The following is a 24,781-nucleotide window of genomic DNA, read 5'->3' on the forward strand; positions in this document are numbered from 1 at the left end:
AGAAAATGAGAAAAAGGTGGACTATTGAGGAAGATTGTAAGCTGCTAACCTTGGTGCGTCAGCATTTTTCCGCACTGGTCAGGCATGAGCGGCTAAATGCCACGATGCTATTTAGCCAGCAACTCCACACTGCATTTGACTCACCTGACCGCGATGCCCCAGCGCTGTTATTTCGTCTAAAAGATGCCGGTATTTTGGGCTTTGCCGGGCGACCTGGCGTTGGCCTGGAAAAACAGTCCTTCCGCTGCCTGATAAACAATGATTTGGCGCTCTACGATTACAGCCTCACCTTTCCGACACTCAGAAAAGCATTGCATCCAGATACCGTTGCAGCGGCGCTAAACCACTTCACTATTAGTAATCCGCACGAGCTGCTATCCGATACCATCAGTGAAATCGCAGCTGTCTTGCACCTTGCTCCAATGCAGGTGGAAAAGGTTCTGATCGAAAGCGGCCAAATTACCGTCAATAGTTACCGTAAATGTGAACGTGCTGGAGAGAAAACTATCGATAATAATCTGAAAGACCTCATATCCTGCCAAACTCCTGACGCAAAGCTGATTGAAGATATTAACGCTTGTCGCGCCCGGGCCTCCCAACTTTACCACGTGCATGAACGTGATGGCGCTGAGGTCATCTTCAGTTCCGACGGCACAGGATTCGGCAAAAGCTATGGTGTGATTCAGGGGTATGTCGAATATCTGGAGCGCTTTGCCAAAACCCAGAAGCCAGATTATCTGTTTCCCGAAGGTGGCTTTACCAACCTGCTGTTCATGTCGCCGCAAAAATCACAAATCGACCTGGACAGCAGTCAGAAAAACAGAATTCAGGCGGCTGGTGGAGAGTTCATTTGCGTTCTTGCCCGTAAGGATATTGCCGACCTCGACTTTATGGACTGGGCCTCTGGCCTGAAAAACCGCGACCGCTATATTCAATGGTACGAAGGGGCAAAAAGCAGCACCCTTATCAAGGTTGCTATGCGTTCGCTCAATTATCTTGTCTCACAAATCGATCGTTGTGAAGAGCAATTGGAAAAGCTGGCAACATACAGTTCCCAGGATACCAATTACGACAGGAAAATGCTCGAAGAGCAGCTAAAAAACTGCCGCCACAGCATCCGCAATACGATTGAGTCAGCCTGTAAATCACTATTTGGTTCGGATAGCGAAGAAGCTTCCATTAAAGAATACATTCATCGCGGACTTCTTGCTCGTAGAAAGCGAGAGCTTAATGCTATGCAGGGAAAACCTGCGTCAAAAATGAGCGTACACGAAGTCTACTTCGAGCTCATCAAGCAGGTATTGCCTTTCGAAGTTTGCCAGTACCGTCCGTCGGTACTGTTAATGACCACTAACAAATTCGATACATCCACTTACCGCCTGGCGCCTCGCCAACGAGGAGAAGGCGTGCGTTTGGAGTCTGTGGGTTTTGACTTGCTGGTTGGTGGCAAGCTGAAGCCAGAAGATCCGCAGATCAGCACCGTTGCGGTTGCTGGTCATGCCAGGCAAGTAGCCTATCTTCGCGGCGAACACTTCAGACGCAATCCCAACTGCGCTTTCCGCCGGAATAATATCCGCTTCACAGTGATAATTGATGAACTTCATGAAGCCTACACCCGCCTTGAAGAAACATGCCATGTAAAACTGGTTAAACAGGAAAACAACTTGGCGCACGTCATCTCAGTAACAGGGCGTATTCACAACGCGGTATGCAGTCTGGAGCACCGAAACAAGCCCAAAGAAGTTCAAACTACTTTTGAGCAAGAAATGGTCAAATTCATCGCCACCCTGCGCAAGCTACTAGCAGAAAAGTGCAAACTCTCATCCGGTACAACGCTGGGATCGATACTGGAAATGTTTCGGGATCAGTTAGGAGCATTTGAAGTCAACGGCGACGCTGCCGAACGTATCATCTCAATTACCCGTAACGTCTTCAGCTTCAACGCTAAAATGTACGTCAATGAAGAAGGGCTTAAACGCATTCGTATGCGCAACAGCGAAGGGGACATAACGCGTACCGAGCTGTATTACGAAGTCGAAAATGATACCAGTGATACCAACCCTACCCTACACGATCTGTTCCAGTTGGTATCCGTCATCCTTGCCGCTTGCGCTCAAATCACCAACCGTCACTTTAAACGCTGGGTGAAAAATGGCGGCCAGGAGAACTCCAGCAGTCAGAACACACCTTTGGGCCAGTTTGTTGACGCAGCCAATAACGTAGCCGGTGTTGTGCGCCATATCTTTGATCGCACCACCGATGAAAATTTGTTGATTGATCATTTCTACACCTACCTTCAACCCAAAACCGTGTTCACGATGACGCCGATAGCTGAACTCAATTACGTGAATAGGGGAGCCGAGCGCACAATCATTCTGGCGTTCGAGATGGATCTGGTACAAGAGTTGCCCGAAGCCATGCTGCTGCGTTTATTAACCGGCACTCACAATAAAGTGATCGGGCTTAGTGCCACCAGCGGTTTTAGCCACACCAAAAACGGTAACTTTAGTCGTCACTTCCTGAAGCGCTATAGCCGCGACCTTGGTTACCGGGTCGTTGAACGCGAAACAGCAGATATCGATATGCTCAAGGCATTACGCGGATTGAGGGCTAACATCCGTAAAGTCGACTTCAAGGTGTTTAATGATGAACAGACGGAATTGACCGATATCTACCAAAACTGCGAGATCTTTCGTAGAACGTATAACGACTTTTTCAAAGCACTGCAGGAACCACTGGAATATGCTCTAAAAAATACCTATAAACAGCGTCAGTACCGTCGGGAGCTGGACGCTTTATTGCTTGCCGCATACGAGGGTAAAAACAGCCTGATTCTGTCACTTTCGGGGGCGTTTAAGCGGGCCTTTATCAGTGCCTGGGGTACTCATCAGACAGCATGGCGTAAGCAGTACGGTATGCGTTCCAGGTGTGATGAAAAAACGGATAACAGTAAGAAGCATGACCAGATCCTGACCTTTACCCCATTCAGAGGGCATCACACTATCCATCTGGTCTTTTTCGATTCACCGTTGGTCAATGTCGAAGATATTCGGCGCGAGACCTATATCGATAACAGCAACACCGTGCTGGTATTTATGAGTACCTACAACAGCGCAGGCACCGGTCTCAACTACTTCGTTAAGTACCACGACGGCAATATTAATGATACGAATGCGCCGCGTCTGGATGTCGATTTTCAACGCTTAGTGTTAATCAATTCATCATTTTATAGCGAGGTGAAGGACAATAGCGCAAATCTCAATACATTGCCTAACTATGTCACCGTTCTTAAACACTACGCCGATGATGATATTGCCGTCCACAAGCTGGCAGATTTCAGTGTTAATTTCGCTCAAGGTGAAAATTATCGCTTGTTGATGGCCGAACATGATATGAGTCTGTTCAAAGTCGTCGTACAAGCCGTAGGCCGAGTCGAGCGTCGCGACACGCTGTTGAAAACAGAAATTTTTTTACCACGCGACGTGTTCCGTAACGTCGCATTCCAGTTCGCTGCTCTCAGTGAAGATAGCGGCAACGAAGTGGTATCAGAAAGCATGTCCTTGCTTAACCACCGCCTCATGAATGAGTGCGAAAAACTGAGTCAGAGCCAGTCATTTAGTGAGACAGAACAGAGAAATGCATTTGAGCAGACTATCGTAGCAAATGGTCGTCGTATCGATGCTGTCCACAAGCGAGTCCTGAAAACCGACTGGATAAATCAGGTACGCGCTGGCAACGTTGAATATCTCGAATTGTGTAATTTGTTCCGCGCGCCTGAATCTTTTACTAATCCAGAGCGCTGGCTGGCAAAACTTCAGTCCCATCCTCTGTATGCTGCCAACCGGCAAATGCAGTCTATCCACAACTCCCTGTTTATTGATCGCCAACAAGACAATCAAGCCATCTTACTTTGTCACAAGCGCGGGCCGGATGGGCTTGCCCACAGCGATTACTCCGCCCTGTCGGACTTCGTTGGAGGTGCCAGGGAATACCGCCCAGCGCTAACCATCTTCCCGCAGTATAGAAACGATGTCGACTCCGGCAATCTGGTCGGTGAGTTAATTCGTGAATGCGCAAAGATCCAGGAAAAGGCATTCGAAAAATGGGTGCCCAACCCTAGACTGGTTCCGTTGCTCAAAGGTAATGTTGGTGAATATCTTTTTGATAAGGTGCTGAAAAGTTATGGTGTTGCCCCACTCTCCGACCAGCAGGTGTTTGAACGCCTTGAACCATTGGTATATGAGTTCTTTGACCGCTTTATTGAAGTGGGTGATGACCTGATATGTGTCGATGTCAAGCGCTGGGCGACTCATCTGGACGATTTGACGCGGGCAGAGGAAACGCTTGAGAAAAGTAGCAATAAGATTCGCCAGATCCGAAATATCGCTAGCCAAAAGGCTGATACAAAGGGGCAGAAACAGCTACAGGCGGCGTTGGTAGGCCGTTACGAGCGCATTCGGTTTGTTTATCTGAATATCGCCTACAGCCAGAATCCCAATAACCTAATGTGGCAGGATAACGTGGATCACACGATCCACTACCTCAATCTATTCCAAACTGACTACCAGTATGATAAGCCAAAAAATCGAGAGAGTAGACGCTCTCTAGAAAAGTCCAAACTGAGCATCACGCTGGACATTAATCCGATGTTACAAGCCCTTCTGGGGATAGAAAAGTTGTCGACTAAAGGAAAAGCTTCATGATCTCTAATCTGAATAAACTGACAGATACCCCGATTGCCCGTACTAATTTGATCAAGCTTGAAGAAGATCAGTTGACGACAGTCCAACGTCTATTAGCCCCGGTATCTAATTTATATACGATAGACTTTATGGTTCAATGCTTCAGTAAAGAGCGAAAAGAAAAATCCGCTGATTACTATGCGCGTATCCATCAGGAGGTTAAATCTTGTGTGCGGCAGAAGCTTGGGCTAGAGGCCAGGCAGGACGTAAAGTATGAGCTACATCGCTTACTCAATTCCCAACATGTCTTTTTTTTCTTAGCGCCTGCAAATGCACCGAACAGCCCGGCTCATCTCTCGCTGGCAGAACGCATTAAAAAGCTTTGCCTGCAGCTCACCGCCGAAAATTATGACCTGTCTCGCCTGATTCAGGGATTGTTCAGCCTGCATTTGAAAATGGTGATGCTGGAACAAGCCCGTGAGCGTTTTTCGGTATCGCCGACCTATTTTAATTCGACGCTCTATCTCAACGCTCGCCTGAGTCGCCCCGTCACGCAGAAAAGTGGTACCGGGGTGATGGAGGCATTTGAGCTTGAGGTTTATGCTTCGGAACATAAAGAGCTAGCATTTACCCTGCACAAACAAAAATTCCTGGTTGAGCCAGCTGATGAATTGCACATTTCTCTGGATGATACCAGTGTGTGGTTTAACATTGATAATTGTCGGCTCAAAGCCCGGCGAAAACTCGATGCCCGAGATAGTAAACTGGACTTTTTTCGTGAACGAAGCGGTTATGGAGGATGCCAGGCCTACACCTATAATGTGGTAATGAATGCAGCCTGCGATCGCCTTACTGAGCTGGATATTCCGCATCACCCCATCCCGTTTCAGGCCACACACGAAGTCAATCAGTTCGTTACCGATCTCGATCAAAATCTGGCTAACACGTTGTTTGTGGTTAATAACGGCGTCGAATTCAGCGCCACGCAAGAAACTTGTTTCTTTGACACGTTAGCCTCCCAATTTCCTGGATATCAACTATGGCCGCTGGAGTCGCTTAAACATTCTCAACAAACCGGCTTTTCTGAGTTGCCTGCCAATACTTCCATTCTGGTACTCAACACGGTAGATGAAGAACGGAGCAACAGCATCCGCCAGCAAGATGACGAATCTGTTGAGTACGGTGATTTTTATGCTGTATTTGATGCTGCCCGGAAACAACCTGAACTCGACTGGGATACCTACACCCAGCTTAAACTAGCTCGCTTGCAAGGATGGTTACATCAGAAGCCTCTGCCCGTAGTCTTGCAAGGGATGAACATTGATTGCAAATTACTGGATGCGATCGACCTTATCAATGATCTGTCAGTAAATAATCCCAACCAATACAAAGACGATCTTGCAAAACCTCGTAGTCGTCTCAAATCGGCAGTTAACTTGATAAGTAGCAAGATTCGTCGAACAAAAACCGAGCTGTGGTTCAAAGAGAGCTTACTCAACCAACACCACATCTCACTACCAGACCTGACGGACGGCCACTATACTGCCTATGCGGTACGTAATACGAAAAACAATCTCCCCTTGCTTGGGCATGTTGAACTGAAAGTAGAAGACGGCCAGCTTAAGGTGGTAAATACAGGAATCACTGAAGGTAAACTAGACTGGCTATCGGTTGAACATCCCCCATTGGAACGATTAAAAAAAGTATTCGACAAAAGCTTTTACCTTTACGACCACGCTGCTGATGTCCTACTTACCACCTACAACAGCGTGCGCGTGCCGCGCTTGATTGGCCCAGCTCAACTTAATGTCGTCGATTTGTACGCTTATCAGGAACGAGAAAAAGAGCTGGCGGAACGTAAAGGGGATAATTTTGATGAGTACACCATTACTCGTTCGGCAAAACCGGATCAAAACGTATTGCCTTATCTGATATCACCAGGCCGTTCGAAGCACGATCCGCTGACCAAATCGCAAAAAATGAAGCATCACCATACCTACCTGCAGCCGCATGAGAATGGAATATTTGTCCTGGTTAGCGACGCTCAACCTACAAATCCTTCAATTGCGCGGCCTAAACTGGTGGAAAATCTACTGATATGGGATGCCCAGGGTAATGCCGTAGATGTATTTAACCACCCGTTAGCTGGCGTTTACCTCAATAGCTTTACCCTGGATATGCTCAAGAGTGGCGAGAGCAGTAAGAGTTCGATTTTTGCAAAGCTTGCCCGGTTGGTGCTGGAAAACTAGAGGAAAGTGGAGCGGAACGGTGACTGCCAGAACAGGTCTGAGCTAACACATAATTCATTTACCTTGCCAACACAAACAAATTATTGCGATCACGTTCGTATCGTGGATAATGCTTCACCACGTGCCGAGTTTATATCAACGAAATCAATAACTTTTATTGAATTACGGGATGGTGAATGGATAGCAACACTCAGGGATTCGTATCATACTGGCGTCACTCCTTAGCAGATGCCGAGTCTGGCAAAGGCGCATTTGAGCGCAAAGATATGGATAAATTCACCCGGTGGATGGCGATCTCCACCGGATGGCTGGCGGTATGGAGCAAGCCAAAAAGATTGTGGAAATGATCGTGCAAATTACTCGTGTTGGATTGAGTGGAGTTTAAGCTTTGTCTGTTCAGTGTTCACGGCGGTCGATGTGTTTTCTCTACGGAGATGAGCGGATTTACTTCGACTGCGTTCCCCGCCACCAGATAACCGAGCGCGTGCTCATTAAGGTACACCCGGATTGTCGGGTGGTGGTCTCCCCGACGACCAGACAGTACTGAATGCAGTGAAAAAACGTTGTCGCTGGATTTATCAGCAATTGCGTGATTTTCGCCAGCAGCTCGCTTACATCACCCCACGCAAATATATTAGTGGGGAAAGCCACTATTACCTGGGCAAACAATATCTGTTAAAGGTTTTGGAAGAGCTTACCAGTACACAGGGCGTAAAAATGCTGCGAGGCAAACTGGAAGTCATTTCGCACCATCGGGACGTTGAAAAAATCCGGCAGTTGCTGACTAACTAGTATAGAACCCGCGCTAAAGAGGTCTTTAGCAGACGATTAGATGCGATGCTTGAGCAGACGCTATGGGTAAGTGAACGTCCTCAACTGCGCTTTTTAACCATGCAGACTCAATGGGGCAGTTGTTCGCCCAATGGTCGGCTGACGCTAAATCCCTATTTAGTTAAAGCCCCGCGCGAATGTATCGATTACGTGATCCTGCATGAGCTGTGCCATATCGCCGAACATAATCACAGCGAACGCTTTTACCGGCTGATGGGGCAGGTTATGCCAGAATGGGAAATGATAAAAACGCGGCTGGATGAGATGGCGGGGGTGATATTTTCCGATTTATGATGACATTATGTAGCTAATTTATAGATGATTGTTGGTGAATTTTCTTAACAATCAATCCACCAAAAACCTTATCAGGGATGTTTCTATGACCGTACCAACCTACGATAAATTTATTGAACCAGTACTCCGCTTCCTGGCTGGTAAACCTGATGGCGTGCCGGCTCGCGATGCACACGAAGCTGCCGCTGATTTACTCAACCTTGATGATAACCAGCGAGCTGAGGTGGTTGCTAGTGGTCAGTTAGTTTATAAAAATCGGGCTGGCTGGGCACACGATCGTCTGAAGCGGGCGGGGTTATCGCAAAGCTTATCCAGAGGAAAGTGGTGCTTGACGCCAGAGGGCGTTAGCTGGGTACAAACCCACTCCCAGCCACTGACTGAAGAGGAAGTGAACCATCTGGCGTTTGATTTCATTAACGTTAAGCTAAAGCAGAAACCGGATGCTGTTGATCTTGATCCAAGACCATCGCTACCGAATCAGGAAGAGCTGGCAAAGAGCAGCCCGGATGATCGTCTTGATCAGGCGTTAAAAGAGCTACGTAATGCTGTTGCCGATGAGCTGCTGGAAAATCTGTTGCAAGTCTCCCCGGCACGTTTTGAGGTTATCGTTCTGGATGTTCTTCATCGTCTGGGCTATGGCGGACACCGGGATGATCTGCAACGCGTGGGCGGCACCGGTGATGGTGGCATCGACGGTATCATTTCGCTTGATAAACTGGGACTGGAAAAGGTTTACGTGCAGGCTAAACGCTGGCAGAACACGGTTGGCCGCCCGGAGCTTCAAGCATTTTATGGCGCGTTGGCTGGCCAAAAAGCCAAGCGTGGCGTGTTTATCACCACTTCTGGTTTTACTTCGCAGGCACGAGATTTTGCCCACTCCGTCGAAGGTATGGTTCTGGTTGATGGCGAGCGCCTGGTTCATCTGATGATTGAAAATGAAGTCGGCGTTTCCTCCCGTTTGGTTAAAATTCCCAAATTGGACATGGATTACTTTGAATAAAGAAGGCGTAATCACCTTCTCGTTTTCATTCTAGGCGGTATCCTGATTCATATGGGCGTGTTTAGCAAAAGAGGTAATTAAATGAATTTCAAAAATAAAATATTTGAAGCTGCGGAAAAAATACCGTTAATTAGATCCCATGAATGGCCTTTTGGTAAGATTGAAATAGTCTTGGCTTACAACTTTAAAAAGCGCAAGCCACAAGAGTATATCTACTTAAAGTCAAAATATCAGGACATGCTTGAGCTGGTGGGGCGAGAATCTACCAGTGAGGAAAAACGATATCTTTATAATAACTTCCATTATCTTCAGTCGGTGACGGAAAATGACCGCGTAGATATTTTTGCTCATGCCAGCGAGCATATATTGGGTGGTTACAGTCAGGAAGATCTGGCTGACGATCTGAAAAAAATGTCGCTTCACCGGGTTGGAGTGATTAAATTCTAAGCATGTTATATCGGGAGAGGAAACTGGCTAGAAAGAGCGCGAGATGTCTTTATCCGTAAAGGAATCAATTTCGCTTATATGGCAGGTCCCACCGACCGCGTGGTCTGGAATAATCCTTTTATAAAATATGTGCAGGGTGACAGGCGTCAGGCATATAAAGTGGTTAAAGGTAACATCATTAAAACGTTCCCAGGGACAAGGTACACGTTTTAATCGTTTAATTCATAGAAATTGTGTCGTGATGTGATTGTGCTTCAGACACTTTAGTGCCCTTCTTAAAAAAATCTCAGGTTAATTCTTGTTTATTCTTGGTGATATCGATGTAGCATGATAGCTCAGATTGTCCCTGAGATGACATCGATGGCAAACCGCCAATGACAAAATCAGCGTTATTGATTCATTTGTCAATCGGTAGTCAGTCGGTGTTGACGACGATATAAAACAATAGAGATTTTTATGAAATTCAAATCAAAAATAAAACCTTACCATGCTGCTGCGGGTGGTTGGGGATCACTGGAGGCAACAACGCGTTTTGTCTTTGATAGTCAACAAGTATTAAAGAATATGGTTAACCTGATGCGCATGAACAAGCCGAAAGGCTTTGATTGCCCCGGATGCGCGTGGGGGGATGACAACAAAAGTCTTTTTAGTTTTTGTGAAAACGGTGCCAAAGCAGTGACTTGGGAAGCAACTCGCCGGTATGTTAATCGGGAATTCTTCGCAACCCACAGCGTCAGCAAACTTTATCAGCAAAGTGACTATTTCCTTGAATATCAAGGACGAGTGGTTGAGCCGATGAGCTATAACCCGCAGACAGATCATTATGAACCGATTAGCTGGGATGAGGCTTTTACCCTGATCGCCAGCCATATTAAGGGGATGGATAATCCGAACCAGCTTGAACTGTATACATCTGGACGCGCCAGCAATGAGGCTTCATGGTTGTATCAATTGTTCGGTCGGGTGGTGGGAACAAATAACTTTCCGGATTGCTCCAATATGTGCCATGAAGCCAGTGGCAGCGGGATGTTGAAAAGTTTGGGTGTCGGGAAAGGCACTATTCGGTTGCAAGATTTTGATCACGTTGATGCTATCTTTATTTTTGGTCAAAATCCTGGCACCAACCACCCGAGAATGCTGCATAGCTTACGCCATGCCGCTGAACGCGGTGCTCGTATTGTCACTTTCAATACCCTGCGAGAGCGTGGTTTGGAGCGTTTTTCTGATCCACAAAAGCCACTTGAAGTGATCACGCCAATTGCCGGGGAAATTAGTCACCGTTACTATCAACCTAAACTTGGCGGAGATATGGCTGCGGTGCGTGGGATGGTTAAAGCGCTTTTGGAAACCCACAATACCCTGTTGGCTGAAGGTAAATCAGGTATTTTTGATCTGGCGTTTATTGCAACATATACCGAAGGCGTGGATGCTTACTTGCAAGAAGTCGCGGCAACTGAATGGTCATTGATTGAAGATCAATCGGGATTGACCGAAACACAATTGCGCGAAGCCGCCAGTCTTTACCAGCATGCTGAACGTGTGATCTGTACTTGGGCAATGGGGATCACTCAACATAAGCACTCTCTGGCGACAGTGCGTGAAATCGTCAATCTCCAATTGCTGTTTGGTCAGTTAGGTAAACCCGGAGCAGGACTTTGCCCGGTACGTGGTCACAGTAATGTGCAGGGCAACCGGACGATGGGCATTAATGAAAAGCCAGCTAAACCTTTTCTGGATAGGATGGCGGCTCATTTTGGCTTTGAGCCACCTCGTGATCATGGTCATCATGTTGTGAACGCGTTGAGTGCCATGCTGCGTGATGAAGTTAAGGTATTGATTGCACTGGGTGGAAATCTGGCGGCTGCGGCGCCGGATAGTTCACGCACAGAAGAGGCCCTTCAACACTGTGATTTGACTGTGCATATCAGTACAAAATTAAATCGGAGCCATCTTATTACCGGGAAAAAGGGTGCTCTTATCCTGCCAACATTAGGTCGGACAGAATGCGATATGCAGGCGACAGGATCACAATTTGTGACGGTAGAAGACTCTTTCAGCATGGTTCATGCTTCCGAAGGGGTGAACAAACCACTATTTGATACCCAACGTTCTGAAACCGCCATTATCGCAGGCATTGCCAATGCGACAGTAGGCAATACCGAAACGATCAATTGGCTGTCATTAGCCGGCGATTACAATAAAATTCGTGATCACATTGCGGCGACCATTCCGGGGTTTGAGCATTTTAATAAAAAATGTGAACATCCCGGTGGCTTCTATCTTGGCAACGCGGCGGCTGAATTACGTTTTTCCACACCGAGCAAAAAAGCAGAATTCAGCCATGCGCCGCTACCAAAAACATTGTTCCCGCAAATTGCAGATGCTGATGTTCCTTTCGCGCTACAAACCTTGCGCTCACATGACCAATATAACACCACAATTTATGGTCTGGATGATCGCTATCGAGGGGTTTATGGTCAGCGAGACGTGTTGTTCATGAACCCGGAAGATATTTCTCAGGCGGGATATCAGGCTGGTGATTTGGTCGATATCGAAACCGTATGGAATGATGGTATCAGGCGCAGAGTATCTGGTTTCAAACTGATCCCTTACGCCATTCCGCGCGGGAACCTGGCCGCTTACTATCCAGAAACCAACCCATTAGTGCCAATGGATAGCTTTGGTGATGGGACCGGGACGCCAACCTCAAAATCTGTGCCAGTAAAATTATCCCTGACTGCACAGGGAGGATCTGATCTTCAACGCCTTATCTAAGGTATTTTTCTAGCCATAAGTTCGTCGTCTCAGGCTCGGTTTTGAAGATAGTTCCCTAATCTTCATAAAAACCGAGCTGACGAGTTCAAATACGGGTCATATATTTGAAGCGTTTTTCCGCATGTAAATCAAATCACTTGATTCAAGCGTGATCTCATCATTTTTTGATGTCAACATTTTCATTCAATACCAGCGCCAATAATGCCTGGCGGGCAAAAATGCCATTGCCTGCTTGCTGGAAATAGTAGGCATAGGGTGTTCTATCTACATCCTCAATGATCTCATCAATACGTGGCAGTGGGTGCAGCACTTTCAGATTCTCTTTAACATTGACCAGATCCGCTGCCCGCAAAACGAATTGCGCCTTGATATTGGCATATTCTGAAGGATCAAGACGCTCTTTTTGAACCCGGGTCATATACAGAATATCGAGTTCTGGCAGAACATCTTCAAAGTTATTGTGCAGGCTATAACTGACCTGTTTTTCTTCCAACATATGCAGGATATAGCCTGGCATAGCAAGAGCATCTGGCGCGATAAAACAGAAATGGTTGCCATTAAATTTTGCCAGTGCTTGAGTCAGCGAGTGGACGGTGCGGCCATATTTCAGATCACCGACCATGGCGATTTTCAGATTTTCCAGTTTCCCCTGAGTTTCCTGAATAGTGAACAGATCGAGTAAAGTCTGGGTCGGATGTTGGTTAGCACCATCACCGGCATTAATAATAGGGATATGGCCGGAAAACTCGGAAGCCAGTCTTGCCGCCCCTTCTTGTGGATGACGCATGACGATTGCATCGGCATATTGGCTGATGATAGAAATTGTGTCAGCCAGTGTTTCGCCTTTTTTACCTAATGAGGTATTGCTGCTGTCTGCAAAACCGACAACAGAAGCCCCTAGTCGCTGAATGGCAGTTTCAAAAGAGAGGCGGGTGCGGGTTGAAGCTTCAAAGAAACAACTTGCGATCACTTTGTGTTTCAGTAATTCAGTCTGTGGGTTGGCTTTCAATGCAGTGGCCGTCTGCAAGACCAGTTCCAGATCTGCACGGCTCAGATCATTAATTGAAATGATATGCTTGCGATATAATGGGTTAGCCATGTTTTCGTTCCTCTTTTATGACTTCTAGCCTTGGACTGGGCAGACAAAAAAAGCCCCTCAATTGAGGGGCTTTTTTAAATGTTCGATAGAAAATAGGGGAAAAAACAACGTGCCTACGTTGCCAGCAGACAGTGTTGCGTTAGCTTGATGTTGTGTCATAGCCTTGACGGCGCAATTTTTCATGTTTTCTCCCGGCAAATCGTCGCGCATTATACTCACGATAGCATTCACCGCAAGGTTTGTAGTAAGAAATTTTAACACTGTGGGGGTGGGCTGGCATAGATAACACGGGGAGATTTAGAGCCTGGATTAACATAACAGGCTCTGAAAAAATAAGGGTGAAGTCAATAGTCAGATGAATGGCGATTGGGGATATCGGTGGCTAAATTCGAAATTCTGGCGCGAGTTGACTGGAACCCGATCCATTCTTTTTTTCTACTTTGATCTGAACAGGAATTCGCTCTTTTAATGCTTCGACATGGCTGATTACGCCAATGGTTTTTCCTGAGGCGTTGAGATGATCCAGTGCATCTAGTGCAATATCAAGGGATTCGGCATCCAGTGTACCAAAACCTTCATCAAGGAATAGGGATTCTATCTGAGTCTTGTGACTGACGAGATCAGACAAGGCAAGGGCAAGGGCAAGGCTGACAAGGAAACTTTCACCGCCAGAGAGGGTTTTGGTATCCCGAATAGCATCTGCTTGCCAGGTATCAACAACTTGTAACCCCAATCCGCCATCGTCTTTACGTTGCAAATAGTAGCGACCATGTAGTTTTTCCAGTCGGATATTCGCCAGATGCACGAGATGATCCAGTGTCAAGCCTTGGGCAAAACGGCGGAATTTAGCGCCATCTGCGGAACCAATGAGGTTATTGAGATAACTCCAGTCATCGTAGTTTTGTTGTGAAAGTGCGATCTGTGTCAGTAGCGCCTGTTGTTGTTGACGGCGAGTTGCATCGCTGCTCAATAGCGTTCTGACTTCACCTTGTTGTTGGTTATTGTGTTTCAATTGAGTAGTAATATCAGTCAATAGGGTGGATAGCTGTTGTACCTCATACTGTTCAAGCGCATATTGTTCAAGTGCGTATTGTTCAGGCAACGGAGGTTGCGTTGCCATATGGCGCTGTAATGCAATTTCTGATTCAGATTGTCTTGTTTTGGCCTGCAATTGTTGTTGTTCAAGTTTTTCCTGTAATTGTTGTAATTTCTCTCGTTGTTCCGGCGCTAATAAAGCATCTTCAAAAGATTGTTGATGAGGAAAGCCTTGCTGCGCTAAGCCTGTTTGGAAATGGCTGACAGCAAGTTCACAACTTGCTTCCGCTGTTGTGTAACTTTTTTCTATTTCACTGACTGCCCCGATTAATTGGCTCATTTTGTTTTGCAACTGTTGCAGGTGAAGGGCTGCCTGTTTGTAAGCGGTTTCCAGTTCATTGGCTTTTTGCTGCAAATGTTGACGAACGTCAGTAACGGATTGTTCACCAAATAAATTGTGGCGTTCCTGACGGGATTGCGCCAATAACTGTTTTTGTTGCTGTTGTTGTTCATTTAATGCATGAAGGTCAATGGTCAGCTTATCTTTTTGCTTTGCCAATTCACTGAGTTTGCTTTGCAGGGCGGCTTGTTCTTTTTGTCGTTGCTGCCATCTCTCGCGTGAATTGCGATAATCTTTTAATTCTTGTTCACGTTGTTGCAGCCAGTTTTCTGTGTCCTGGGGGGCGGGCAGTGCAAAAGGTGTCAATTTTAACTCTGCCGCTATTTGTTGTGCGGTAGCCGCATAGTCGGCCTCTATCTGTTGCATTTCCGCTGTTTTTTCGGCCAATTGTTTTTGGGCTGAATCCCGTTTGAATGTTTCCAGCTCAATGGCCTTTTTACAGGCCTGATATTGTTCCTGGTTGGCGATCAGCGCTTTTTCTGCTGCCTGATGGTTTTTTTCAGCCTGTAAAAGTGATTCCCACTGAGCCTGATACTGGTGATAAGCAGACTGCCGCTGATTGATGAAGTGAGTCACCGATTCTGCATTGATCTGTAGTTCTATCACCTGTAGCTGTTGGCAATGATGATCCCATTGCTTAATGAATTCTGTCAATTTAGCGTTGCAGTGCGCAATATTGTGTTGTAATTGCGCGTAATGCTGCTGCTCAGTGTGTTGTTGCTGTTGTAACGTTGCGCGCTTTTCTTGTAATTGATCAATTTGCTGACGCAGGGTTTTCAAGCGATCTTCTGAGTGCAATGGCGAAATATGCTGGTATTCGTCGATTAATGGGTGATGACTCGAACCACAAAGTGGACAAGATTCACCGTCTTTTAATTGTGCCCGCTCTTTTTCCAGACTGACGATCCGCTGCTCAAAACGAATTCGATGGATGAGATCGTCGTAGTGTTGTTGCTTATCAACTAATTGTTGATTGAGCGTTGCGATCTTATTGGGTCGGGTGTTGATTGATGCTTGAAATTGGATTAACTGATTCTGATCGATTTTGATCGCATCTTGGCATTGTTGGATCTGAGGAAACAAGATCGCCAGTTGGTTCTGTGATCCTAACTGTTTCTGATACGTTTCTAAATTTTTTTGCAGTTGCTGTAATGGGTGTTTCTGCTGCAAAACGGTAAGTTGCTTTTCAGCCGAAGAGAGCGTGTTTCGTCGTATTTGGCGCTGTTCTTGTTGTTGAGCCAATGCCGCCTTCAATGTCGTTAAATGATCGGCATTACGGGCAATTTCAGCAATAATTTGTCGGGTATTTTGGGTGAGTTGATCTATTTTTTCCTGCCGCTCTTGCTGGCGGGTGAAAAGTTGTTTCCATTCAGGCAGCTTGCGGTCGAAATCGCGGTAATAAGTGTGTTGTTCATCATAGGATTCCAACGCCTGTAGCTCGTTATTCAAGGCAGTGACTTGCTGCTGTGTTTTTTGGTGCTGGGATAATAGGCCTGTCAGTTCGCGTTCTTGTTCTGAAATTGCTTTTTTCAGTTTCAGGAGATCTTGGGATTCAATATCAATTTTATGATCGAGCGGCACAATTTGCTCTGAAATGCGCTTTTCCTGCTGCTTATGATGTTGTTGGTGTGCTTCCCGAATGTTTTCCAACTGCGTCAGTTGATGTTCCGCAGGTTGCCGTAATGCCAGTTGTTGCTGGTATTCATTCTCTATTTTTGTACGTTGTTCCATGAGCCGCTGTTTTTCATGGATAGCCCGATTTTGTGCATCCCATAATGGACGGATTTTTTCGGCTGGCTCGCTGGTTGCCAGTTGTTGTAACTGAGGTTGCGCTTCTTGAATGGCTTGCTCTGCTTGTTGCAAAAGTGAAGCATGACTTACCTGTGATTGCTGTAGTTCATTTCGTCGTAACAGCCATTGTTCGGCCGTTTGCCATGCTTTCATTTGTTGATTAAACAAGGTTTCTTCTGCAATAAGCCGTTGTTGCTGATCTTGGTATGCCTGTTGCTGTTCAGGTGTGAGTAATTCAATGGAAGAGGCTTTGGCTTGCAGAAGATTGAGCTCAGATTGAGCCTCTTTGTAGCGCTGATAAATCTCCTGTGACAGAATGCCGTAAATTTCTGTCCCCGTCAGTTCTTCCAGTAGATCGGCCCGATCTTTATCCTGTGCATTTAAAAATGCGGCAAAATTTCCCTGTGATAAAAGTATAGATTTGGTAAAGCGGCTAAAATCCAGTCCGGTGATTTCGGCGATTTTTTCTTTTTTATCCTGGATTTTGTCAGCCAGAATTTTCCCGCTTTTCTTATCAGCCAGTTCGACTTTGGGAGGCTGGAGATTGCCATTCGCCTGATTGCGGGCACGTCTCTGACACCAGAATGCCCGGTAAGCAATACCTTTGACTTCAAATTCCACTTCAGCAAGGCATTCTGCTGTATGGTGAGTCATTAATTCATTTTGAGAGGCTGAAATAGTACTGAGCCGTGGGGTTTCATGGTAGAGGGCGAGACAAATGGCATCCAGTAAGGACGTTTTTCCCGCGCCAGTTGGACCCGTAATTGCAAATAATCCATTGTTGATAAAGGGTTCTTTCGTAAAGTCAATTTTCCATTCGCCGTGCAGGGAATTGATATTTTTCAGCCGTAAGCTCAGGATTTTCATGACCTGTTCCCTTCATGTGATGGCTGAGAAAGATCATTCAGCGTTTGTTGAAATAACGTAGTCAGCCGTTGCTCTTGAGCAAGATCGCCTATTTCAGCCAGTGCCAGACGTCGTTCAAAGACTTCATTTACACTCAGTTCGGTCAACGTTTCTCGATTTTGTTCGGTGAGAGCCAGTTGACGAGCGCTTTTGCTGCGGCGGAGCAGGATAATTTCAACGGGTAACCCTTCACTTAAGGCCTGAATGCGTTTTTGGATATCGGGCAGGTAATCTTGGGTTGCGACTTCAATATCCAGCCAGACAGGTCGTTCCCCCTGATATTCCTTGAAAGCCTGTAATTGCGCTTCGATTTGTTGCAAATGACCTCGAATAAGCTGCATTGGCTGATAATGGGGGATGGGTAACAGCGTGATGCTATTGAGTTTATTTGATTGAAAGTCAACTAAGCAGACACTTTTCTCTTGTTCGACTTCATCAAAACTGAGTGGAATCGGGGAGCCACTGTAACGGATATGTTCAGATTTACCGATGATTTGTGGCCGGTGGATATGCCCCAGGGCAATATAGTCAGCCGGTGGAAATGCTTGTGCGGGGAATGCATCTAATGTGCCGATGTAAATATCACGAACGGAATCCGTAGTGGAAGCCCCAACGGTCGTGAGATGACCGGTAGCAATAATCGGTAATGGCAGGCCAAGCTGTTCCCGTAATGAACAGGCATGCTGGTAGAGACGGTGATAGTGTTCGGCAATGGCATCCTGTAATGCCTGCTGTTTTTGGCTACCAGATAGCCCTGCCTGACTGGTCATGATATCCCGTGGGCGCAGGTAGGGAATGGCACAGAGAATTGCCCCCGCATGCCCCTCTCTGTTGTTGAGCATTTTTATCTGCTGCGCGAGATCACCAGGTTCAGCATTGGCAATGATGGTTGTATTCAAGTAAGAAAAAAGAGATTTTGATTCGTTGAGTGTGGCTACAGAATCATGGTTTCCCCCAAGAATAACAAGCTGGCAACCTGTAGGCTGTAATGCCACAATGAATTTGTTATACAGTTCGCGTGCATAGCTGGGAGGGGAACCTGTATCAAAAATATCGCCGGCGATAATCAGCGCATCAACCTGATATTGAATGATTTTTTCAATCAGCCACTGTAAAAAGTGCTTGTGCTCTGCGGCGCGGCTTTTAGTAAAGAAATATTGGCCCAGATGCCAATCCGATGTATGAATGATTCGCATGATTTTCCTGCTGTTGCCTGTCGGTTTTTCTTACTTGTTACAGGCGCTAATTATAGTGGTCGTGTGAGGGATGTCTTGTGCAATTCAGTTTTCTTTACTGAATTGTCGAGTTGGTTCGCATTCATCATGAAATATAACAATGGGGTAAGATTTTTTTTGAGAATGGGTTTGTTTCTTGATGATTGAGAAATAAACGTTTTTGTAAAATGGCCTTATGATATTTTACATCGAATATTGCTGATATTCATGATACTGGCAGGATTAACCATGGTTAAACGTATTTTGGTCGTTGAAGATGAAGTACCGATTCGTGAAATGGTTTGTTTTGTACTGGAGCAAAACGGTTATCAGGCCATTGAAGCCGAAGATTACGATATGGCTATCAGGCGGTTGTCTGAGCCTTATCCGGATTTGGTGTTATTGGATTGGATGCTGCCAGGGGGATCAGGCATACAACTTATCAGGCAAATGAAACGGGATAAGCATACCAAGATGCTCCCCGTGATTATGGTCACGGCTCGGGTAGAAGAAGAAGATCGGATACGTGGTTTAGATGTTGGTGCTGATGATTATATCACGAAACCTTTTTCACCCAAGGAGCTGATTGCTCGCGTCAAAGCGGTTTTACGCCGTCTTTCACCGATGGAGGTAGAAGACATTATCAATATGGATGGATTGATGCTGGATCCTTCATCTCACCGCGTTTCCAGCCAGGGCCAGAATTTGGATATGGGACCAACGGAATTCAAACTTCTCCACTTTTTTATGACTCATCCTGAGCGTGTTTATAGTCGTGAACAGCTACTCAATTATGTGTGGGGAACCAACGTTTATGTAGAAGATCGTACGGTTGATGTACATATCCGTCGTTTACGCAAGGCCTTGGGTAATCACGATAAGATGGTACAAACGGTGCGTGGTACAGGATATCGTTTTTCTATCCGTTACTGATCTTGTTTGACCGTTATATGCCGGCTATGGGGACATGAATTCCGTCGGCGTTGATTGGTGACGTTGGCATTGGTGTAGATATCGGGTTGATATTAAACTGATATTGAAGCGTCATCCCGTCTTGGTGTTTTCATTTCGGAGTAAAGTCGCGTGCTTGAACGTTTATCTTGGAAAAAATTGGTATTGGGTTTCGTGCTTTGCTGCCTGCCTGCGGTTATTTTGTCTCTTTTTATTGGTCACTTGGCATGGTTGCTGGTTATTACCCTCTTTTTGGCGCTGGTATGGCATGGTTACCATTTGCTGAAATTATCCAATTGGTTATGGTTGGATCGCAGTATGTTACCGCCCGCCGGTCACGGCGGTTGGGAACCTATCTTTTATGGTATTTACCAGATGCAGCAACGTAATCGTAAACGACGTCGCGAACTCACACAACTTATCAAGCGATTTCGTAGTGGCGCAGAATCTTTGCCCGATGCCATTGTGATGACGACGACGGAAGGCCATATTTTTTGGTGTAATCGTCTGGCTCAACATTTACTTGGGTTTCGCTGGCCTGAAGACAATGGCCAGCATATATTCAACCTGCTGCGTTATCCTGATTTCAGTCGTTATATCACGACGAATGATTTTTCCCATCCTCTAACGATCGAATTGAATAATGGCAATATAATGGAATTTCGTATTATGCCTTATTCCGAACAGCAATTATTAATGGTCGCGCGTGATATTACCCAGAAACGACGATTAGAAAATGCCCGCCGAGATTTTTTCACCAATGTCAGTCATGAACTCAAAACACCGCTCACTGTGCTGCAAGGCTATTTGGAAGTGATAGCGGATCAGGCAATTGATGGTCAGGTAAATCAGAAAGTTGTCAGTACGATGCAGGGACAAATACGCAGAATGGATGACCTGGTTCAGCAACTGTTGCATCTTTCCAAAATTGAAGCGGGGCCACAAGTGGATATGAATGCTGTGGTTGATGTGCCTAACATGCTGAAAATCGTGCAACGGGAAGCTTTAGCTTTAGGGAATGCGCAGTACGATATTGTGTTTAATGTTGATGAAAAACTGAGTGTTTTTGGTCATGAGGAACAGTTGCACAGTGCAATGGCTAATCTTGTTTGTAACGCCATTAAACATACGCCTCCAGGAACACGGATTGAAGTGAGTTGGCAACGCGTTTCTCAAGGTGCTTTGTTCAAAGTACAAGATAATGGTGATGGGATTGGGGCTGAGCATTTACCCCGCCTGACAGAACGTTTTTATCGTGTTGATCGCGCCCGTTCACGTCAAACCGGAGGCAGTGGATTAGGTCTGGCGATAGTGAAACATGTATTGCATCATTATCATACTCATCTCGATATTTCGAGTACCTTGGGAAAAGGTGCTGTTTTTAGTTTTCTGTTAGCGCCCCAGCTGATTGTCCCCAATAAGAAAAGTTTCATTAAGGAATGATAGGATTGATGTCATTCAATGACAACAATATGGGCAAAAAGTGATTAATTAATCAAGGAAAGTGAAAAATATACACATCATATAGTGTGTATTCAATGATAGATAACAATAATCACTAATTTTGAAAATTAGTTTAGAATATTATTCTGGTTTTTGGTTTGACTCTTGCCTTTTGACGCTATAAAAGTTTTACTTGGGGGCAGTTGTTGGCGATTCTAGCTGTAATTACCACTATCATTCTGTATCTTGCTTCTATCAGTGAGTACTATGTTGATTACTGACTGTTCAATCAGAATTCAGTCTCGCCAGTGAAAATTCAAGTGTTTGCGAGGGTTACAGCCGCACATACATTTCTTTTGGCAATAATATATTAATAATCATTATGGCATATCGTTTATCATCTAAGGATATTTGGGCATTAGGCTTTATGACCTTTGCCTTGTTTGTTGGCGCGGGAAATATTATTTTCCCGCCTATGGTTGGCTTACAGGCAGGAGAGAATGTTTGGATCTCAGCCGCCGGTTTTTTGCTAACCGCAGTGGGTTTACCCGTCATCACTGTCATTGCTTTAGCAAAAGTGGGTGGGGGAATTGAGGCGCTGAGTTCACCCATTGGAAAAGTAGCCGGTTTGATTTTGGCAACGGTCTGCTATCTGGCGGTCGGCCCGCTGTTTGCAACACCTAGAACGGCAACCGTTTCTTTTGAAGTGGGGATTGCGCCGTTGACCGGATCGGGCGATTTCCCTCTATTTATCTATAGCGTGGTCTACTTTTCTCTGGTGATACTGATTTCTATGTATCCGGGGAAATTGCTGGATAGCGTCGGGCATATATTGGCGCCCATCAAAATCCTGGCGCTGGCAATTTTAGGTATAGCAGCGGTACTGTGGCCAGCAGGGGACGCTGTTCCGGCGATTGAAACTTATCGGGAAATTCCGTTCTCAAATGGTTTTGTTAATGGCTATTTGACAATGGATACATTAGGCGCAATGGTGTTCGGTATTGTGATTGTCAATGCAGCTCGTTCCAGAGGCGTTGAATCTTCTTCCCTGTTGACCCGTTATGCGATGTGGGCTGGTTTGATTGCAGGTCTTGGCCTGGCGCTGGTGTATCTCTCTTTATTTAAACTGGGGGAAAGCAGTGGTACATTGGTACCTACAGCAGAAAATGGGGCGGTAATTCTGCATGCTTATGTCCAACATGTTTTTGGAAACTACGGCAGTTTCTTCCTCGCAATACTGATTTTCATTGCCTGTATGGTGACGGCGGTAGGTTTGACATGTGCCTGTTCAGAATTTTTTAGTCGCTATTTGCCGCTGTCCTATCGTTCCCTGGTACTGATTTTGGGTATCTTCTCCATGCTGGTTTCGAATCTGGGTTTAAGCCATTTGATTAAGTTTTCAATCCCAGTGCTGACAGCCATTTATCCACCCTGTATTGCTCTGATATTGCTAAGCTTTACCGCTCGCTGGTGGAATAACTTTACGCGTATTCTGGCACCCGCAATGTCTATCAGCTTGCTGTTCGGGGCTTTAGATGCAGTCAAAGCGTCTGAGTATCTGAATCATTTACTGCCTGAGTGGGCGCAGCAACTACCATTAGCCGATCAAGGTCTGGCCTGGTTACTGCCTACTTTACTGGCGATTGCGGTGTGTGCTGTTTATGACCGCCTCGTCGGAAAGGTGGGTCTCCCAAAGTATGAGGTGCAGCCGCAGCCTGAGGAAAAATAAGCGTTAGGTCCAATATAAGCGTTAGGCTCAATAGATGATAAGGGTGAGCGGTTAAAAACGGCTCACCCTTGTTTATTATTGTTTGACTAATAACCAATGGCGGCACCGGCAGGTCGTCGTACGTCATTGGCACCGTAGATATAACCTTCCCGAACAATACCGGATACCGCTGAGTCATTACCTGATGAATTTGGGGTAACGGCGGCAGCTCCCGGTAATCCAAACATAATTAATTCAGTCGCTCCCCATGGGGTCTGTTCCACCATTTTGTAACCCATTTTTTCCAGTAAATTCAGGGTGTCTTTCGACAGGCCACGCTGCTCATAATAAACTTCATCAGGTAACCATTGATGGTGAATACGTGGGCTATTGACGGCTTCTTGTGGTGGCATATTGAAATCGATGATATTCAGGGCACTTTGTAGCGTGATGGAGATAATGCGTGAGCCTCCCGGTGAGCCTAAGACCAAAAATATTTTATTATCTTTGGTTACGAGCGTTGGGCTCATTGATGATAGTGGGCGCTTACCAGGTGCGATTGAATTGGTCGCGCCTTGTACCAACCCATACAGGTTTTTCTCGCCAACTTTGGTTGTAAAATCATCCATTTCATCGTTGAGGAAAAAGCCGGTTCCGGGTGTAATCACGACTGCACCAAAGCGTCCGTTAATGGTGTAAGTCGTTGATACCGCATTGCCTTCTTTATCCACAACAGAATAATGTGTTGTTTCTGGTTTTTCATGAGTGCCAATGCCCGGTTGAATGTTCACTGATGGTGTGGCTTTATTGGGCTGTATCGCTTTTCTGATTGAGGCTGCGTAGCTTTTACTCAACAGCCGATCAAGTGGGTTGTTGATAAATGCAGGATCACCCAGATAGGTGTTTCTATCCATATAAGCGTGGCGCATGGCTTCGGTTAAAGTATGGATATAAGCCGCGGAGTTAAATCCCATGGATTTAAGATCATAGCCTTCAACGATATTTAATATCTCGCATAATGTAACGCCACCCGAGCTGGGGGGCGGGGAAGAGATAAATTTGTAGCCACGATAATGACAGATGACAGGCGCGGTTTCAGTAATAGTGTAATTGGCAAAATCGGCGGCGGTAATCATTCCCCCTGCTTTTTTTGAGGCAGTTTCAACTAATTGGGGAATTTTGCCGTGGTAAAAAGCATCAGGCCCTTGTTTGGCAATCATTTCCAGCGTGTTGGCCAAATCGGTCTGGATAAGTCTGTCCCCCGGCTGAAATGGTGTACTATCTTTGCGCAGGAAAATACGCGCCGCTTCTGGATCTTGCATAAAACGTTTCACGGTCGTATCCAGAATATCAGTATCGCCGCGGGTCAGAATATAGCCTTCGCGAGCTAGTTTGATCGCGGGTGCCATCACTTGTTCGCGGCTCAGTGTCCCGTATTTTTTCAATGCTTCATCAAATCCCATGACCGTCCCAGGTACGCCAACCGCTTTATAACCGTACAGGCTGGCACCTTTGATAACATGTCCGTCTTTATCCAGATACATGTCGGCACTGGCTGCGGCAGGCGCTGTTTCTCGGAAATTAATGAATGTATCTTTACCATTGGCGAGATGGATGGTCATAAACCCGCCTCCACCAATATTGCCGCAGCAGGGATTAACCACGGCCTGGGCATATCCAACGGCAACCGCGGCATCAATAGCGTTTCCGCCCATTTTAAGAATATCTATACCAGCTTGTGAGGCGAGGCGTTGTGAACTGACAACCATTCCTTGTTTGGCTTCAACCGCCGGTTCAGTAGCAGAATAAAGTGGAGTGGAAATCAGCAGGGATACAGTGATAAGGGAAATTTTCCATGTGTTTAACATGTCTTGTTCTCCTAAGCGTGAGATTGTTGTTAATTGATTTTGGTGATTATGATTTTTATGTTGTGAATGTGTAATTCACCTTATCTAA

The 24,781-nt window shown here is 45.9% G+C and carries 12 protein-coding genes and 2 pseudogenes; 10 read left to right on the forward strand and 4 right to left on the reverse strand.

Features of this window, described 5'->3' with window-relative positions; translation table 11 throughout:
* Positions 1-5 precede the first annotated feature (5 nt).
* The 7 genes and pseudogenes from XPG1_RS01825 to XPG1_RS01855 all read left to right on the forward strand — a co-directional run bounded on the left by XPG1_RS01825 (position 6) and on the right by XPG1_RS01855 (position 12,278).
* Positions 6-4,703 (forward strand): hypothetical protein, encoded by a 4,698-nt coding sequence (locus tag XPG1_RS01825; protein WP_045957562.1) that lies wholly within the window; start codon positions 6-8, stop codon positions 4,701-4,703.
* Positions 4,700-6,931 carry a hypothetical protein gene (locus XPG1_RS18625; protein ID WP_045957563.1) on the forward strand — a complete coding sequence of 744 codons (2,232 nt, stop codon included), beginning with the start codon at positions 4,700-4,702 and terminating at the stop codon, positions 6,929-6,931. Before XPG1_RS01825 ends, XPG1_RS18625 begins: the two co-directional genes overlap by 4 nt.
* A gap of 176 nt (positions 6,932-7,107) precedes the next feature.
* Positions 7,108-7,242, forward strand: a pseudogene (locus XPG1_RS18195) (hypothetical protein); the annotation flags it as partial.
* Positions 7,243-7,346: 104 nt separating this feature from the next.
* Positions 7,347-8,056: pseudogene (locus tag XPG1_RS01840) on the forward strand (M48 family metallopeptidase).
* Positions 8,057-8,141: 85 nt separating this feature from the next.
* Positions 8,142-9,056: a restriction endonuclease gene (locus XPG1_RS01845; RefSeq protein ID WP_045957564.1), complete on the forward strand. Its 915-nt coding sequence runs from the start codon at positions 8,142-8,144 to the stop codon at positions 9,054-9,056.
* An 81-nt stretch (positions 9,057-9,137) separates the two neighbouring features.
* The gene (locus XPG1_RS01850) at positions 9,138-9,503 is read left to right on the forward strand and encodes a hypothetical protein (protein WP_045957565.1); all 366 of its coding nucleotides are present in this window, start codon (positions 9,138-9,140) and stop codon (positions 9,501-9,503) included.
* A gap of 456 nt (positions 9,504-9,959) precedes the next feature.
* Positions 9,960-12,278 (forward strand): FdhF/YdeP family oxidoreductase, encoded by a 2,319-nt coding sequence (locus XPG1_RS01855; protein WP_045957566.1) that lies wholly within the window; start codon positions 9,960-9,962, stop codon positions 12,276-12,278.
* Between the two features lie 157 nt (positions 12,279-12,435).
* On the opposite strand, the gene pyrB is transcribed toward XPG1_RS01855, so the two are convergent.
* The 3 genes from pyrB to sbcD all read right to left on the reverse strand — a co-directional run bounded on the left by pyrB (position 12,436) and on the right by sbcD (position 18,705).
* A complete protein-coding gene (gene pyrB / locus XPG1_RS01860) occupies positions 12,436-13,377 on the reverse strand; it encodes an aspartate carbamoyltransferase (protein ID WP_045957567.1) in 942 nt (313 codons plus the stop codon).
* 382 nt (positions 13,378-13,759) lie between these two features.
* Entirely contained in the window at positions 13,760-17,470 is a 3,711-nt protein-coding gene (locus XPG1_RS01865; protein ID WP_045957568.1) for an SbcC/MukB-like Walker B domain-containing protein, read from the reverse strand.
* Positions 17,467-18,705, reverse strand: coding sequence for an exonuclease subunit SbcD (sbcD, locus tag XPG1_RS01870; RefSeq protein WP_045957569.1), 1,239 nt, complete (start codon positions 18,703-18,705; stop codon positions 17,467-17,469). The genes XPG1_RS01865 and sbcD overlap by 4 nt, the downstream gene beginning before the upstream one ends.
* A 267-nt stretch (positions 18,706-18,972) precedes the next feature.
* Here sbcD and phoB point away from each other — a divergent pair, with 267 nt between their 5' ends.
* The 3 genes from phoB (at position 18,973) to brnQ (ending at position 22,846) form a co-directional block, all read left to right on the forward strand.
* Positions 18,973-19,656, forward strand: a complete 684-nt coding sequence (gene phoB / locus XPG1_RS01875) for a phosphate regulon transcriptional regulator PhoB (RefSeq protein WP_045957570.1) — start codon at positions 18,973-18,975, stop codon at positions 19,654-19,656.
* A gap of 150 nt (positions 19,657-19,806) precedes the next feature.
* Entirely contained in the window at positions 19,807-21,117 is a 1,311-nt protein-coding gene (gene phoR / locus XPG1_RS01880; RefSeq protein ID WP_045957571.1) for a phosphate regulon sensor histidine kinase PhoR, read from the forward strand.
* Positions 21,118-21,499: 382 nt separating this feature from the next.
* Positions 21,500-22,846 carry a branched-chain amino acid transport system II carrier protein gene (brnQ, locus tag XPG1_RS01885; protein ID WP_045957572.1) on the forward strand — a complete coding sequence of 449 codons (1,347 nt, stop codon included), beginning with the start codon at positions 21,500-21,502 and terminating at the stop codon, positions 22,844-22,846.
* An 86-nt stretch (positions 22,847-22,932) separates the two neighbouring features.
* On the opposite strand, the gene ggt is transcribed toward brnQ, so the two are convergent.
* Entirely contained in the window at positions 22,933-24,693 is a 1,761-nt protein-coding gene (gene ggt, locus XPG1_RS01890) for a gamma-glutamyltransferase (RefSeq protein ID WP_045957573.1), read from the reverse strand.
* Between the last annotated feature and the right edge of the window lie 88 nt (positions 24,694-24,781).

Source organism: Xenorhabdus poinarii G6, assembly GCF_000968175.1.
Lineage (GTDB): Bacteria > Pseudomonadota > Gammaproteobacteria > Enterobacterales > Enterobacteriaceae > Xenorhabdus > Xenorhabdus poinarii.

Excerpts from the sequence above, each read along its gene's own strand:
- XPG1_RS01825 (WP_045957562.1), top strand. The coding sequence starts at position 6 with ATGAGAAAAAGGTGGACTATTGAGGAAGATTGTAAGCTGCTAACCTTG.
- XPG1_RS18625 (WP_045957563.1), top strand. The coding sequence starts at position 4,700 with ATGATCTCTAATCTGAATAAACTGACAGATACCCCGATTGCCCGTACT.
- XPG1_RS01845 (WP_045957564.1), top strand. The coding sequence starts at position 8,142 with ATGACCGTACCAACCTACGATAAATTTATTGAACCAGTACTCCGCTTC.
- XPG1_RS01850 (WP_045957565.1), top strand. The coding sequence starts at position 9,138 with ATGAATTTCAAAAATAAAATATTTGAAGCTGCGGAAAAAATACCGTTA.
- XPG1_RS01855 (WP_045957566.1), top strand. The coding sequence starts at position 9,960 with ATGAAATTCAAATCAAAAATAAAACCTTACCATGCTGCTGCGGGTGGT.
- pyrB (WP_045957567.1), bottom strand. The coding sequence starts at position 13,377 with ATGGCTAACCCATTATATCGCAAGCATATCATTTCAATTAATGATCTG.
- XPG1_RS01865 (WP_045957568.1), bottom strand. The coding sequence starts at position 17,470 with ATGAAAATCCTGAGCTTACGGCTGAAAAATATCAATTCCCTGCACGGC.
- sbcD (WP_045957569.1), bottom strand. The coding sequence starts at position 18,705 with ATGCGAATCATTCATACATCGGATTGGCATCTGGGCCAATATTTCTTT.
- phoB (WP_045957570.1), top strand. The coding sequence starts at position 18,973 with ATGGTTAAACGTATTTTGGTCGTTGAAGATGAAGTACCGATTCGTGAA.
- brnQ (WP_045957572.1), top strand. The coding sequence starts at position 21,500 with ATGGCATATCGTTTATCATCTAAGGATATTTGGGCATTAGGCTTTATG.
- ggt (WP_045957573.1), bottom strand. The coding sequence starts at position 24,693 with ATGTTAAACACATGGAAAATTTCCCTTATCACTGTATCCCTGCTGATT.